Origin of the sequence: Extibacter muris, assembly GCF_004345005.1 — a bacterium.
Lineage (GTDB): Bacteria > Bacillota > Clostridia > Lachnospirales > Lachnospiraceae > Extibacter > Extibacter muris.
The window spans coordinates 155,004-170,236 of record NZ_SMMX01000009.1; the positions used below are offsets into that span (position 1 = coordinate 155,004).

Genomic DNA, 15,233 nt, shown 5'->3' on the forward strand with positions numbered 1-15,233 from the left:
GGATTGATAGGATATGACGGATATGGAAAAGAAAGTAATGATACGGTTATGTGCTAAAATCGTGGCAGAAACAGACCTTTACGAAACGGATAAGGAAGTGCAAAATCTGATAGACTGGGTGTGTCTATCGGAGCAGATAAAGGAAAACAATAATACAATCCGCAATCTGACCGTGGAATATAAAAAGATAGAGCCGGATTGCCGGGAGGGAGTAAGGGCACAGTTAGAGCGCATGAAAGAACTCTGCAAAGAGCGTAATAATCTGTATGAGAAGCAGAATGATTTGAAAGGACAGAAATATAAAATAGAAAAATCGTTGGAACGATAGGAAATGTGGGGCGTGGCGGTTGCTATGCCCTTTAGTAGCAAATGGAGAAAATACTTTCCTTAATAATGATTTGAACATGGTGCTAGCACCATGTAAATAAATACCAATAAAAGCAAATATAATAATTTTTATGAAATAGGTATGGTGGGTGTGTCTGTCAGAAAAGAACATATATTCGATAAAATTTACTTGCTTTTTCTCTCTGTTAATAGTATAATTAGGGAAAAATCAGGTATAGATTATTTCCCAGGAGTGATATGAATGAAACAGGTACATATAAGAGTTGATGATGGTTTATACAATGAATTGAGTTATTATTCTGCTTTAATGGAGCAGACAATGCAGGACTGTGTAAGAGAAGCTGTTGCATATTATGTTACAGATATGAGAAGAAAACAACGTGAGGTGAAAGACCGCCAGTTTACATTTATTGATTTATTTGCTGGAATTGGTGGGATGAGAATTGCTTTTGACAGAGCCGGTGGGCATTGCGTTTATTCTAATGAATGGAATAAGTACAGCCAGCAGACATACTTTGCTAATTTTGGGGAACAGCCGGAGGGAGATATTACACAGGTAGCGGCTTCGTCCATACCAGACCATGATATTCTGGTAGCCGGTTTCCCATGCCAGCCGTTTTCTATTGCTGGAGTCTCCAAAAAAAACAGTCTTGGACGGGCAACGGGATTTGAGGATAAAACACAGGGAACATTATTTTTTGATGTTTGCCGGATATTAAAAGAAAAAAGACCAAAAGCCTTTATGTTGGAGAATGTAAAAAATCTGTGTAGCCATGATAAGGGCAGAACCTTTAAGGTAATACTGGAAGCATTGGAAGAGTTGGACTACAGTGTGTTTTATTCTGTTTTGGATGGTCAGCAATTTGTACCACAGCACAGGGAGCGTATTCTTATCGTGGGATTTGACCGTAAAAAATATGGAAAGAATGTACATTTTGACTTTGAGTTGACGCCTGCATTTCCAAAACCTGTAATGCGTGATATTCTGGATGAAAATGTGGATGAAAAATATACATTATCGGATAAACTCTGGACATATCTCCAAAATTATGCGACAAAGCATAAGGCTGCAGGAAATGGATTCGGATATGGTATTGCTCCATTAGACGGTGTATCAAGAACTATTAGTGCGAGATATTATAAAGACGGTTCAGAAATACTGATTGAACAGAAAGGGAAAAATCCGAGAAGGCTTACGCCCCGTGAATGTGCCAGATTACAGGGTTTTCCGGATGATTTTAAAATTCCAGTATCTGATACACAGGCATATAAACAGTTCGGAAATTCTGTTGTAGTGCCACTGATGGAAAATGTGGCAAAATTGATAGTAAAGAAAATCGAAGAAATGGACCTGGCAGAGGGAAAAGAATTACAGAGGAAGGTGATTTAGATGACTACAGGATATGCAGGACAGGCAATAAAATCTGTTCTTAGTAGTGATAAAGGTTTTTGTAAATTTCTCTCTGCAAATGACACAGGAGCAACAGGTGGTCATCAGTCTGGAATTTTGATTTCAAAATCGGCAGTAGGAATGATGTTTAGCAGACGGGAACTTGAACAGGAAGGTATTCCTAAAAGAACAGTAAAAATCAAGTGGTTGGATGATTTTGAAACGGAAAGCAGCTTTACATATTATGAGAGTAAAAATGAGTTGAGAATTACACGATTTGGCAGAGGTTTTCCATTCCTGAAACCAGAGCAGACAGGAGCGTTGTTTGTATTTACAAAACAGTCAGATACTGATTACAGTGGATATTTTCTGGAAACAGACGAGGAGATAGAAGAATTTCTTGATACATTTGGTATCAGCCCAACAGAAACGAACAGTCTTATTGATGTTCAGAAAGTATCGGCAGAGACACAGGAAAAGCTGGCTATACAGGAATTTATCAGCAGTCTTGATGTAGATTTCCCTTCATCGGATATGATGTCAGTAGCCGCCAGGGAGATAGAAGAAAAGGCATATGACCATGCGGAGAATATTCGGCTTAATCCAGATGAAAAAATTATCAGTTGGACGAATATGGAGTATACTCTTTTCAGAGCGTTGGAATATGCAAGGTATGGTGAGATTATTACAAAAGGATTTCAGTCAGTGGATGAGTTTGTCCGGGTTGCCAATGTTGTGTTAAACCGCAGAAAAAGTCGTGCGGGAAAAAGCCTTGAACATCATTTGGCTGCAATATTTGATGGAAATTGCATTGAATATTCGGCACAGGCAGTTACGGAAGGAAATAAAAAGCCGGATTTTCTGTTTCCCTCACAGGAAGCATATCATGATTATGGATTTTCTACCGATTATATTGTTTCGCTGGCAGCTAAAACTACCTGCAAGGACAGATGGAGACAGGTGTTGAATGAAGCAGACCGACTAAGAGACAAACCGAAGTATCTTTGTACGCTTCAACAGGGAATATCCGGGGCGCAAATGGATGAAATGCAGGCAGAAGATGTTATATTGGTTGTACCAAAACCTTATATACAGACATATCCAAAGGATCGCAGAGACAGAATATGGACATTAACCCGGTTCGTGCAATATGTAAAAATGATTGAGGGTAAATAAAATGGATATAAAAAGCCCAGAGGAACGAAGTAAAAATATGGCGGCTATTCGTTCAAAGAATACAAAACCGGAAATATATTTCAGAAAATTACTTTTTGCGCAGGGATACAGGTATAGCCTTAACTCTAAGAAAGTACCTGGACACCCGGATATTTATTTGAGGAAATACAATACCGCAATTTTTATTCATGGTTGTTTCTGGCACAGACATTCTGGATGTCAGTATGCTTATATGCCAAAATCAAGGGTTGAATTCTGGCAGAAAAAATTTAAAGCGAATGTAAATCGGGATAATGTTGTCAGAATGGAGTTACAGGACAAAGGAATTAAGTGTCTGATTGTGTGGGAGTGTACGGTTAAGAAAATGAAAAGAAATCAAGCGGATTGTGAAAGGTATATGCAAATAGCGGAAAAGTTTTTGAAGGAAAATCAAGTATTTTTGGAAATATAAGATACAATGCTTTTTAAAAGATTAATTGATAATTTATGTAAATGATAAATGAGGAGGAAAGTAATGTATCAAATTAAAATAAAAAACTGCAATAATATTGCAGAGGGGGAATTGTGTATTGAGGAAGAAAAACTTAATATTCTTTATGGGATAAATGGTACTGGAAAAACTACTATTGCAAAGGCGATAGAATTTTCAAAAGAACCACAAAAAATAGGGGAATTACAGTCTTTTTTTACAGAAGATATTGCATCTGTTTCTATTACTCCAGAAGTCGGAAAAATATTGGTGTTTAATGAGGACTTTGTCAGGGATATTGTTTTTAAAGAAGACGAGGGAATAATACATATATTGATATTGATCCGGAAGATATTAACCTCGGAATATCTAAGATTAAGGAATATATTCCAGAGTTTGATTATCTGGAATTAAAAAATGATGTTTATACTAAAGAAGGTATTAAAAATTTGTATGAAATTGAAACCAATACTTATTTCAAAGTACAGTTATTTAGAGCAATGAATGAAATATTAACCCATAATGAGGTCAGAATTACACAAATGGATGGGGCTTGGTACAAGTTTATAGATGAAACGTATCATATTGAAAATGATTATCTGCATTTTTTGGATATTATCAAATTTAATATTGTACCCAGTTATATAATTGATAATGTTGATGAAATTGTTTCTGGATTATGAAGGGGATAAGGAGAGGATATAGCATGAATTATTGGGCATGGGGAGGAAAATATATAGGCAGACGTTCAGGCGACTATCTATATTCAGCGACAGGTGAGCCATTAGGAGTATTTTATGGAGATGAATTATACGATTTTTCAGGAAAATATATCGGAGAGGTTAGAAATAAAGATAGACTTATTGTAAATAGAAGTAATAAACATAAAAGAAAATCTGGTAGATGTAAGCCATGTGGAATATGTGGATCATCATGTTGTGATTATGTGGGATATGTTATGCTGTGCGGGTATGAGGATTTTACGATAGAGTGAAAATCCCTACTCTTAGTGGCAACATTTTGGCAACAGAAAATCAGCAAGCCATAATAAAAGATGTAATTGAAGTAAAAACGGGCGTGTATTTGCATAAAACTTAAATAAATACAGTTAATAATAACAAAGAACACGCCGAGTTCGAATAGACACAAAATCTCTGGGAAGCCTTATTTTGCAGGCTTTCCAGAGATTTTTCTTTTTTGTTGGCTACAAATTGGCTACACCTGCTATTTGGCTACCATTCGAAACTGTCGTTCCGTTCATCACATTTTCAAGCTGGGCAGCTACTTCTGCCTGCTTATTCGGATACAGATGACTGTAAGTATTTAAGGTCGTCTGTATTTTTTCATGTCCAAGCCGGTCTGCAATTAGGAGAGGCTGGCATCCCATTTCTATCAAAAGACTTGCATGGGAGTGCCTAAGTCATGAAACTTGCTTTTGAATTTATATTGCACTATTTCTATGATTTTTGAAATAAACTTAATAAATTGCACTTTATTTGTTTCAATATTAGTGATATACTGAAAGTAGTTTTTTATTATTGAGGTATATGAGATGATTCCTTATACTGGAGATTACATTGAACATATTGATGATAGCATAGATAATTCTAAATATTACACATTTACCCCACGTCCTCTGATGCATGGGGATATGTATAAAATAGACGATGAACTATTCGCCTTGCTAATTGAAGCTCACCGAAATATTGGATTTTTAAAAGGACTTTTTAAGTATGCCCCAAATAGAGAAGCATTCGTCGAATTAATGCTATTAAAAGAATGCACATATTCCCGAATGATTGATTACGATACTCTCACTTTTCACGATGTACTTGCCAGTCGCGGGAGTGGTAAAAACGATATTACATCAATTACTAATCTCAAACTGGCATACAAGAAAGCGATAGATAGGACAATTTCAGCTCCAGTTCTAAGTGAACTTTGCGGAATTGCATTATATGGTGATGTAGTTAGTAAGCCAGTTGATATTAGGGACAAGCAGACTTTTTTATTGGGTGTTAGGACGAACCTTATATCTTACAACCCTACAGCCCCTGACGCAGTTTTACCAGCGCTGGCCGATATTTCCGCTTATCTATATAATGACAAAGACACTGATCCGTTAATTAAGGCTGCATTAGTGCATTATCAGTTTGAGATGATACATCCGTTTGAGAGATATAACGGAATTGTAGGACGAATCATTGTTCCAACGATATTGTGCAATATCGTTGGAGAAGCAAAACCGCTAATATGTCTGTCCGAGTATTTGTATCACAACAAGAATGAATACTTCGACTTGCTTCAAACTACTCAATACAGTGGTGGTTATATTCGGTGGATCAAATTTTGTGTAAATGCTATAAATGAAACTGCAAAACGGTCAGCTCAGTTACTGATACAGTATGAAGATATTGTAGCAAAAGATATAAAACAATTAGAAGATATACAGTTGCTACCCAAAAGTGTTTGGTGTGTATATGATTATCTTAAGTTTTTTCCTGTGACTAGCATTTCCCATGCCGCCACACAGTTGGGAAGTTCGTTCAATTCAATCTCAAATGCCCTGCACTTGTTGAGAGAGAATGGCATCGTCACTCAAGAAAACGACAACATGAGGAATCGTATTTGGAAATATACTGCGCTTGCATCCCATTTGATATAAGATTAATGTTCATTTTAAGGGAATATTCGATAAGATTAAATTATTGGCTCTTTATTCCTGAACTTTAAGCAGCGATAAATATCTAAGATTTGGAGGGCATAATGGCACAATCAAATATTATCATGTACACTACAGAAGATGGAGTCACAAAAATAGAAGTTACATTTGACCATGATACAGTTTGGCTTTCTATAGATCAAATGGCCGAATTATTTCAACGGGATAAAAGCGTAATTGGAAAACATGTAAGAAATATTTTTAAAGAAGGAGAATTGGCAAAAGAAGCAGTTTGGGCAAAATTTGCCTACACTGCTTCTGACGGTAAGACCTATCAGGTGGATTTCTATAATTTAGATGTTATTATTTCCGTTGGTTATCGGGTAAAATCCCTGAGAGGAACACAGTTTAGAATATGGGCTACTTCTATCTTAAAGGAATATATGAAAAAAGGGTTCGCATTAGATGATGATCGACTTAAGAATCTTGGAGGCGGAAACTATTTTGATGAATTGTTAGCTCGTATTCGTGATATTCGTTCTTCTGAAAAAGTATTTTGGAGAAAAGTTCTGGAAATATATGCAACAAGTATTGATTATGACCAAAAAGCAGAAAGTTCGATTATATTTTTTAATCAGGTACAAAATAAAATGCACTGGGCGGCTCATAAGCACACAGCGGCAGAAGTAATCTATCAGCGGGCAGATGCAGATAAGAACAATATGGGATTAACAGCATGGGCTGGAAAGAAGATTAAACGTTCTGATGTAGAGGTTGCAAAGAATTATTTAAACGAAAAAGAAATAGATGCGTTAAATAAAATCGTTACGGCGTATTTAGATATTGCGGAAGTCCATGCCTTGAATCAAGAACCAATGTATATGAAAGACTGGCTGGAAACAATTGATGACTATCTGAAAATGACAAGAAAGGATATTTTAACTACAAAAGGAAGAGTTACACATAAACAGGCTCTTGAAAAGGCGCATGGAGAATACGAGAAATATCGGAAAAAGCAGGAGGATATCCTTTCTCCGGTGGAATGCCATTTTCTTGAAAGTATAGAAGAATTACAAGAGTTGGAAGATAAAAAATAATTTTTGCCTAATCTGATGCAAGCAGAAGTCATATGTGCCTGCTGTGGAGGAAAGATGTAGCGAAAACGTGGAACGAACCATGCGAATTGGTATTTCTTTACCTGTATCACGAAGAACCGGCTAGGTGCAGATAAATGCACAGGAATGTATGTTAGAGAGGAAGATGTGCTCAGTGCTGTGTACTATCAGCTAAAACTGCATACCGATTACCTCTTTATTACCAAAGATCAATATAAACAGGAAATACAGCACTTAGATTCCCTCATTGAAGCAGCTTCGCTCAATTATGAGGAAACCACAGATTTTAGCATGAAGCTATATGAACAGTATGTCATGGGCGAAGGTTCTAAAGAAGCCATTGTGGATGCACGACCTGCAAAAGAACAGGCCGAAGCGGAACTGAACAGAGCGATTGCAGACAAAGTAGCCTATGAAAAACAGTATCGGGTGTTCTGCAAACTGCTGAAAGTCAGCAGGAAGGAAATTCCGTTGAATGAGATTGTTGACTGTATTGAACAGATCATGGTAGACATCGATAGAAGGACTGTGGTAAAATGGGCAAAATAATAAAGAAAAAAGGAGCAAAGTCAGATGCTCAGAATTGATAAAGCTATACTCGATACAAATGGCGTAATATGTAATAATATCTCTCAACTAAGTTTTGCCGACAGGGGACTTCTAAGCCAGAATATTCTTGGTCAGATTCGCAACTTCGTGGAGTATATTGCAATCAAAGCATACTCCAACGGCCAGGACGTCAATCCTAATGACTATGATTTGAATGTGGTTGCTTTGAAAGATATGCAGCGCCGAGGGGAACTGCGATTCCTTTATAGGTTCCACGAAATGCTCCAGAAATCTGTGTCGCACTATACCGTTGACAAGGATGGATCGGAGCGTCTCATGCTCAAATACTATGAGCATCTACTAAAAATCAAGCTATACCTGAAACGAACTTTTAATTTGGATGTGCTGGAGAATATCAGCGATTTCCCTCTGAATACGGACACTGAGCTTTCGGATTACTATGAAAAGATTGCGGAAAGAATCGAGTTTCCGAGTGCGTTTAGTTATCCGGTTACTTATAACGACCGGTATTATGTGCAGAAAGTAAAGCCCTTTTTCGTTAATCAAAAGATCTATTATGAAGTCACATTTACTGCAGCAAATGCTAATGCAAGTAAGTTTGACCGGGTTATTGCGTTTACGCAGCACGAGATTGTCGATAACTATGCTGTCAAATTCTCAATACACAATGACATGATTCGTATCCTAGATAAAGATATGTCCATTCTCGTGATTGATGGATATGAAGTATCTATTCGCCCCTGTGAGTGGGATAATTTTTCTGAAATCTTCGGCCCGAGAGTGAAACATAGTACGAACTCTAATGAATATAGAGAGCTGATGAGGTACCTTTCAGTCGTTAGGATGTCCTTAACCGAGCTCGTGAGCTGTGATCAGGATTACTATGATTTTATAAAAGGGAAGATTACAGCCCACGCTCAATCGGTCAAGATTTATGAGATGCTTGATCAGTGCCGGAATATAATAGTTGATAATAAACCAGGAGCAAATGTATTGAGATATTTGCTTCATAAAATGAATAACCGTGTCATCAAGTGGCAATATTGGGGCGAACAATGTGGTGGGTTATCTAACCTTTACCTGAATTATGGCTGTATTCCGTTTGATTGTATGCCGTATTGTACTTCCCTACGACAACACAATCCGAGAATATATGACTTGTTTGAATCCATCCCCATTTCCGGTCACGAGCATGAGCTGTTTGCTAGATACATTAAAAACAACACTGAAATAGAGGGGCATCTATTTACACCTAAAGCCGAAATTGAAGGTTTTGAAGATATTGATGGTTTGATAAGGAAATACAATTCTTCCCTGTACTACAAACATACCGGACGTAGAATTGAAGAATATAAGGATCATCTTTACATCAAAAGCTATGTCGAAGATAGTACCGAAATAATCAAAAAGTTGCAGGAGTTGGCTTCGTCGGGCGTTTCTCAATATACGGCCTCTGTTGATTCATGGATATCAAGAGAGTCATATACAATTGATGATGACGGCAAGAAAGAAGCCCTTCGGCAGATGTTTACCACTTCTCATGTCGCGCTGATTTATGGCTCTGCTGGTACCGGTAAATCTACGCTGATCAAGCACATATCTAATTTCTGGGCGGACAAGGATAAGATATTTCTAGCTAATACGCATCCGGCCGTGGATAATATGCGCAGGAAGGTTACCGCCGGGAGTAGTGAGTATAATACGATTGCAAAGTTCATCTCGAAGCGGAACAATAATACGGATTGTGATGTCCTCTTTATTGACGAGTGTAGCACAGTCAGCAACGATGATATGCGGCGTGTGTTGGAGAAAGCGAACTTCAAGCTGCTTGTTCTTGTTGGCGATATCTATCAGATAGAGTCGATTTACTTTGGGAACTGGTTTAGTATAGCTCAAAAATTTGTACCAGAAACATCGATATTTGAACTGACACATCCGTATCGCACGACTAATAATGATTTGCTGACGGTTTGGGATCGCGTGCGCAAGCTTGACGATGCAATTCTAGAGCCGTTAGTAAAGAATGGCTATGTCGCAAGATTAGATGAATCTATCTTTGAGCATAGCGAAGAAGATGAGATTATCCTTTGTCTGAATTACGACGGGCTATATGGAATCAATAATATCAACCGGTTCCTGCAAAACAGCAATCCGAATGAAAGTGTTGTCTGGGGAATAAATACCTACAAAATAGGCGATCCAATTCTGTTTAATGAATCAAATATTTTTTCTCCGCTAATCCACAATAACTCAAAAGGAAGAATTGTCGGTATTCGTCCGGAGGAGCAGCAAATCTGGTTCAATATTGAGCTCGATGAATCAATTAATGCGATTGATGCCTGGGGATATAATTTTGAACTCATTGGAGAATCTGAGGCAGGAAAATCTATCATCTCATTCAGCGTAAACAAATATCAGAGCACCGATGAGGACGATGAAGATAACGATTCTACCGTTGTTCCATTTCAGGTCGCATATGCCGTCTCTATCCATAAGGCGCAGGGCTTGGAATACGACTCTGTAAAAATCGTAATTACAAATGAAACTGAGGAAAGAATCACACATAACATCTTCTATACAGCTATCACACGCGCTAAGAACAAGCTGAAGATCTACTGGAGCCCTGAAACGGAGCAGTCTGTGCTGGAGCGGCTTGAAGTTAAAAATTCTACAAAAGATGCGCACTTACTATCTCGACTTTCTTCGCTCACGATGACGAACTAAAATGGACTAACGCATCAAGTAACTTAATAATCAAAACAGAAACCACAAGTTATTGGAAACGGTAGCTTGGGTTTTCTGCTTTTCAGAATTATATTTTTTGTCCTGGATTTGACATACGGGTGACGGAGATCGTGTACCCGGATTTTTTTAACCCCTGATTTCTTACATCCCCGTAGCATTTCATGGTTCAGAAAACTTTTGGTGTAAGGAAATAGTCTGTCATCCGGTTGGATCTCATAGCACTTATCCATATACTCTTTCAGACAGTTGGCAAGGGTCTGTGGAATGGTAACAACCCGGTTGCTTTTTGGCGTCTTTGGCGGCCAGATTACATCCCTGCCGTTGATACGCTGAAAGGTCTTATTAATCGTGATTGTATGGCCTACCAGATCCACATCTACAGGCGTTAATGCACATAACTCTCCTACACGCATTCCGGTATAATACAGAGTCATAAATGCGGTATAGGAGGCTGGTTTATCCTGTACTGCCACTATAAACTGCTCAAACTCTGCTTTTGTCCAGAAGTTCATTTCTTCCGCATGACTTTTTCCCATACTTCCGGCTTTGGTGCATGGATTCTCATGCAGGTCATAATACTTCACTGCATAATTGAACATAGCCGTCAGCTGGTTGTTGATCGCTTTTAAATAAGTCTGGGAGTAAGGTTTTCCATTTTCATCCCGATAGGAAGTTAAGCTGTTCTGCCATTTGCGGATATCTTTTGGTGTAATCTCGTTGATAGGGATCTTTCCGAATACAGGAAGAATCTTTTTGTCCACTATATAATGCTTACTGATGATGGTAGACTCTTTCAGCCGGTGGCTCATATCTTCAAAATACAGTTCTACGAAATCTTGAAACAGCATTCCCATATCGGCTGTTGCTTTGTTCAGAAAATCCCGTTCCCATTCTAAAGCTTCTTTTTTGGTTGCAAACCCACGTTTCTTTTTATGGATGACTTTTCCGGTGTAATCCTTGACACGAATCTGGGACATCCATTTTCCTGAAGTATCCTTTGTTACTGACAAATCTGATCATTCCTTTCTTAGAGTTATCAAAACCCTATGTTGGGAGATTATTCGCCAGAAAGCAGAGCAGCCCTTCTTTTTATACGCTCGTCCTCATCAAGCTCTTCTAATTCAGACATTTCTACACCCTGTGAAGCATAATAAGCCAGTGTCTTATCTTTCCACGCCTCATAGGCAGATTTTGACATGCCGTATTCTTTGAAAGATTCTCGATTGTTTTCCCATTCTTCCAGGAAAAGACATATATCCGCATTCAGATCGGCTGCTTTATCTTTTCCGTCAAAGGTAATGGAACACTGCCAACCGTCATGGTGAGGCGGTCTTTTTGTCTCAATAGAAAAATGAAGTCCTGTTATTTTCTCAATCTGAAACAGGCATTCCATTACATCTGAAAGGATGTCAAATTTAAAATCGCCGGTCTGATGCCCCAGAAGATAGGTGGAAGTAGTATCCAGCACTTTGGCAAGTTCATTGACCATAGCAATAGATACTTCAATTTCTCCGCTTTCGTATTTCTGAATGGTGCGGAGTGACTTACCTAAAAGATCTGCTAACTCTTTCTGGTTATAACCTCGTTTTTTTCGGAGAGTTTTTATACGTTCTCCAATCGTTGAAATTTCCATATCGTTCATTATTTATTCACCTCATGGATAATATAACATGAAATAAAACGAATTGCAAGTGCGTATTATTTAAAATATAAGTTGACAAATATGAATATTAGACGCATGATATAAATGCGAATTAAAAGTGCATATAAAAGACGTATATAGTAATTTGATGTGAATGTTAGGCGTATCTTTATTGCACAGAACAATAGATATCAATCAAAGGAGGGAACAACATGCAGGTTAAGGTTTCTTATATAACAGCCAATGACATTATGGAGGTACTGGGTGTCGGCAGGAGCAAAGCATATGGCATTGTGCGGGAACTGAACCAGGAACTGGAAGAATCCGGGTATAACGTGATCAGAGGTAAAGTCCCGATCCGGTATTTCCAGAAAAAGTTCTATGGCTGCGAATCGGAGTAAGGGATGAATGTTTTTCAGTTGGTAAAGAAATCCGTTACTGCAAGGCAGGCTGCTGAACGGTACGGATTGAAGGTAAACAGAAATGGGATGGCGTGCTGTCCTTTTCATCAGGACCGTCATCCCAGTATGAAAGTGGATCAGGGATTTTACTGCTTTGCCTGCGGGGCAAAGGGAGACGTAATCACGTTTACGGGCAAATTATTCGGAATGTCTCCTTATGAGGCGGCAAAAAAACTGATCACTGATTTTAATCTTCCAATTCCATTGAAGGAGCAAAAGTCTGTTCAGAACAAATCCCGGGACAGAGAAGGTGAAAAGGTACAAAGTCGGTATCATTTTTCGGTAAAAAGTAAGGTTAGAACCTGGAAAAATCATGCCGTAAAGGTTTTGACGGACTATCTGTCGTGGATTCGGTTCTGGAAACAGTTTTACGGATCCGGGCCGGAGCCTTTTGAACAGGAATGCTTTCTGGAGGCGCTGGATAATGAGAGGAAGATCAATGATTATCTGGATATCCTTCTGACCGGTGATGGAGAGGAAATAGCGGAATTTTTCATTTATAAACGGAAGGAGGTGGAGAAGATTGAGCAGCGAATGGAAGAATATCAGCGAGGAGTCCTGGAAGAAATTAGAGAATATTGTAGAGCAGGAAATGCTGACACCGGAAGAAATCCGGGACAATCTGGAAGTAACGGAGAAAGGCCGGATCCGGCAGTCTATCCAGAATTGCAAATATGTGTTGGAACATGATCCATGTCTGAGGGGAGCTGTATGTAGAAATGAGATGACCTGTCAGATCGATATTAGGAAAAAAGTGCCCTGGAAGAGACGGGGCGTACAGATGACGGATACGGATATGAACAATCTGTCTCTCTATCTGGAAAAAAATTACGGACTGACCAGTGATCGGGTAATCGCAAAGGCGATAGATATTGTAGCCAACGATAACAGTTTCCATCCGATCATTGATCTGTTGGAAAGTCTGAAGTGGGACGGCAGACCCCGTATTGCGGGGATGCTGACTCATTTCTTCGGGGCGGAAAATCCGGAATATTCCGGAGAGGTTATGAAGATGCACATGCTGGCAGCCATAAACCGCCTGTATGAACCCGGAAAGAAGTATGATATCATGCTTTGTCTGGTTGGCGGTCAGGGGACAGGAAAATCTACTTTTTTCAAATATCTGGCAATTCAAGATGAATGGTTCACGGATGATGTGAAACGGCTGGATGATAAGAAAGTTTACGAATATCTGCAGGGACACTGGATTGTGGAAATGTCGGAAATGAACGCAGTAGCGAATGCAAAAAGCATTGAGGAGACCAAATCTTTCCTGAGCAGACAGAAGGACACTTACCGGATTCCCTACGAAAGAAGAGCGGAAGACAGATACCGTCAATGCGTGTTCTGCGGTACCTCAAACGACCTTGCTTTCCTGCCCTTTGACCGGACGGGCAATCGGCGGTTCGGACCGGTAAAGGTCTGTCCGGAGAAAGCAGAGACTGCGATATATCGGGATGAAAAAGGCTCCAGAGAATATATCATACAGGCGTGGGCAGAGGCAATGGAAATCTACCGAAGCGGGGAATTTCTCCTGACCTTCTCTCCGGATATGGAAGACTATGTGAAATCCCTGCAGAAGGACTTTATGCCGGAAGATACACAGACCGGAATGATCCAGGCTTTCCTAGACAACTACGAAGAGGATTATGTCTGCTCTACCATCATCTACCAGGAAGTGTTTCATCAGGAAGGCATCGTGCCGAAATGGCAGTCTAAAGAGATTGGAGATCTGATGGACAATGAGATTACCGGATGGGAAAAACACGGTACTCACAGGTTCCCCGGAGGACTTGGGATCCAACGGTCATGGAAGCGAATCCGATCTCAAAAGGACAAGGACGGATTTGTAAAAATCAGTGAAGATGCAGAACTCCCCTTTGAATAAAAGATAACTTTTAAAATGTTTTGCATCTTGTTTACAAAAAATGTAAACAAGAAAGTGTAAACAGGAAGAAAAAAACTTTGAAAGTTAAAAACACAGAAATGAAATAAGGCCCGGATACGGGCAGAAAAAAAGGCGGATACGCCAGAAACTAAGCCCTCGGCGATTGAGAGCGAAATACACCCATCGCACAAATCTGACGATTTATACTCTGTGTATTTCGCGACTGCATCGAGCTCTTCCCTAAAGAAACTGCCACCGGCATTTCTTTAAGGGAATCCTCCGGAAGGCCCGGCGGAGCAGACCGGCGTGTAAACAGAGGGATAATCTGACGTATCACCGCAGTAAAGCCTGCTAATAAAAAGTCAAGCACTTTTTGAAAAATTTTTGTGAAGTGATTTTATGGCACAACTCTAAGACCGCCTCATCAGCCGGTCAAAAAGAAAGTCGTAATAGATGGAATGATTATTCGTTTTGTTCCAGGCTGCGCAAATGTGCCTTTACCTTGCCGTAGTAGATGCGGAGAAACTTATTCGCACCGGCAGTCATGTACACATAGTAAGGTTTTCCTTCGGAACGCTTCCGGTTCAGAAACTGGTAGACAGGCTCATCCTCCGGGGCATTCTGGAGCAGGGTGGTCATAATCTGGAACAGGGTCTTACGGAGTCTGCCGGTTCCGCATTTGGAAGCCTTGTTGCTCTTTGAGCTATGCTGCCCCGATTGGTCTACACCGGGGTCAACGCCTGCAAAAGCGGTGAGTGCTTCCCTGT

Annotated in this window: 17 protein-coding genes and 1 pseudogene; 14 read left to right on the plus strand and 4 right to left on the minus strand. The window is 39.5% G+C overall.

The window, feature by feature from the left end:
- The first annotated feature begins 13 nt into the window (after nt 1–13).
- The 7 genes from E1963_RS12295 (at nt 14) to E1963_RS12325 (ending at nt 4,377) form a co-directional block, all read left to right on the plus strand.
- The gene (locus E1963_RS12295) at nt 14–328 is read left to right on the plus strand and encodes a hypothetical protein (RefSeq protein WP_201272035.1); all 315 of its coding nucleotides are present in this window, start codon (nt 14–16) and stop codon (nt 326–328) included.
- Nucleotides 329–589: 261 nt separating this feature from the next.
- Complete coding sequence (gene dcm / locus E1963_RS12300) at nt 590–1,738, plus strand: DNA (cytosine-5-)-methyltransferase (RefSeq protein ID WP_132278359.1); 1,149 nt, start codon at nt 590–592, stop codon at nt 1,736–1,738.
- The gene (locus E1963_RS12305) at nt 1,739–2,914 is read left to right on the plus strand and encodes a type II restriction endonuclease (RefSeq protein WP_132278361.1); all 1,176 of its coding nucleotides are present in this window, start codon (nt 1,739–1,741) and stop codon (nt 2,912–2,914) included.
- 1 nt (nt 2,915) lies between these two features.
- Entirely contained in the window at nt 2,916–3,365 is a 450-nt protein-coding gene (locus tag E1963_RS12310) for a very short patch repair endonuclease (RefSeq protein ID WP_132278363.1), read from the plus strand.
- A gap of 63 nt (nt 3,366–3,428) precedes the next feature.
- Nucleotides 3,429–3,797 (plus strand): AAA family ATPase, encoded by a 369-nt coding sequence (locus tag E1963_RS12315; RefSeq protein WP_167482189.1) that lies wholly within the window; start codon nt 3,429–3,431, stop codon nt 3,795–3,797.
- A 35-nt stretch (nt 3,798–3,832) separates the two neighbouring features.
- Complete coding sequence (locus E1963_RS12320; RefSeq protein WP_132278367.1) at nt 3,833–4,066, plus strand: hypothetical protein; 234 nt, start codon at nt 3,833–3,835, stop codon at nt 4,064–4,066.
- 23 nt (nt 4,067–4,089) lie between these two features.
- Nucleotides 4,090–4,377 carry a hypothetical protein gene (locus E1963_RS12325; RefSeq protein ID WP_132278369.1) on the plus strand — a complete coding sequence of 96 codons (288 nt, stop codon included), beginning with the start codon at nt 4,090–4,092 and terminating at the stop codon, nt 4,375–4,377.
- Between the two features lie 210 nt (nt 4,378–4,587).
- Here the strand turns inward: E1963_RS12325 and E1963_RS23110 are convergent.
- Nucleotides 4,588–4,803, minus strand: a pseudogene (locus E1963_RS23110) (tyrosine-type recombinase/integrase); the annotation flags it as partial.
- Between the two features lie 132 nt (nt 4,804–4,935).
- Here E1963_RS23110 and E1963_RS12335 point away from each other — a divergent pair.
- The 4 genes from E1963_RS12335 to E1963_RS12350 all read left to right on the plus strand — a co-directional run bounded on the left by E1963_RS12335 (nt 4,936) and on the right by E1963_RS12350 (nt 10,454).
- The gene (locus E1963_RS12335) at nt 4,936–6,048 is read left to right on the plus strand and encodes a Fic family protein (protein ID WP_132278371.1); all 1,113 of its coding nucleotides are present in this window, start codon (nt 4,936–4,938) and stop codon (nt 6,046–6,048) included.
- 101 nt (nt 6,049–6,149) lie between these two features.
- Nucleotides 6,150–7,142, plus strand: coding sequence for a virulence RhuM family protein (locus E1963_RS12340; RefSeq protein ID WP_132278373.1), 993 nt, complete (start codon nt 6,150–6,152; stop codon nt 7,140–7,142).
- 144 nt (nt 7,143–7,286) lie between these two features.
- Nucleotides 7,287–7,709: a hypothetical protein gene (locus E1963_RS19445; RefSeq protein ID WP_145964183.1), complete on the plus strand. Its 423-nt coding sequence runs from the start codon at nt 7,287–7,289 to the stop codon at nt 7,707–7,709.
- Between the two features lie 24 nt (nt 7,710–7,733).
- Complete coding sequence (locus E1963_RS12350; RefSeq protein ID WP_132278377.1) at nt 7,734–10,454, plus strand: ATP-dependent DNA helicase; 2,721 nt, start codon at nt 7,734–7,736, stop codon at nt 10,452–10,454.
- A gap of 23 nt (nt 10,455–10,477) precedes the next feature.
- Here E1963_RS12350 and E1963_RS12355 read toward each other — a convergent pair whose 3' ends face one another.
- Together E1963_RS12355 and E1963_RS12360 are read right to left on the minus strand one after the other, a co-directional pair.
- Nucleotides 10,478–11,485, minus strand: coding sequence for a site-specific integrase (locus E1963_RS12355; protein WP_132278379.1), 1,008 nt, complete (start codon nt 11,483–11,485; stop codon nt 10,478–10,480).
- A 47-nt stretch (nt 11,486–11,532) separates the two neighbouring features.
- Nucleotides 11,533–12,117: a helix-turn-helix domain-containing protein gene (locus E1963_RS12360; protein WP_132278381.1), complete on the minus strand. Its 585-nt coding sequence runs from the start codon at nt 12,115–12,117 to the stop codon at nt 11,533–11,535.
- 212 nt (nt 12,118–12,329) lie between these two features.
- Here E1963_RS12360 and E1963_RS12365 point away from each other — a divergent pair, with 212 nt between their 5' ends.
- From E1963_RS12365 to E1963_RS12375, 3 genes are read left to right on the plus strand one after another with little or no spacing between them, the layout of a single operon-like run.
- On the plus strand, nt 12,330–12,518 hold the full coding sequence (locus E1963_RS12365; protein WP_087166868.1) for an ICEBs1 excisionase: 189 nt from the start codon (nt 12,330–12,332) through the stop codon (nt 12,516–12,518).
- A gap of 3 nt (nt 12,519–12,521) precedes the next feature.
- Complete coding sequence (locus E1963_RS12370; protein ID WP_132278383.1) at nt 12,522–13,268, plus strand: CHC2 zinc finger domain-containing protein; 747 nt, start codon at nt 12,522–12,524, stop codon at nt 13,266–13,268.
- Nucleotides 13,171–14,466: a virulence-associated E family protein gene (locus tag E1963_RS12375; RefSeq protein WP_132278407.1), complete on the plus strand. Its 1,296-nt coding sequence runs from the start codon at nt 13,171–13,173 to the stop codon at nt 14,464–14,466. The genes E1963_RS12370 and E1963_RS12375 overlap by 98 nt, the downstream gene beginning before the upstream one ends.
- Before the next feature lie 462 nt (nt 14,467–14,928).
- Here the strand turns inward: E1963_RS12375 and E1963_RS12380 are convergent.
- Nucleotides 14,929–15,233, minus strand: a 305-nt coding sequence (locus E1963_RS12380) for a transposase (RefSeq protein WP_145964184.1), incomplete at its 5' end; no start/stop codon positions are given.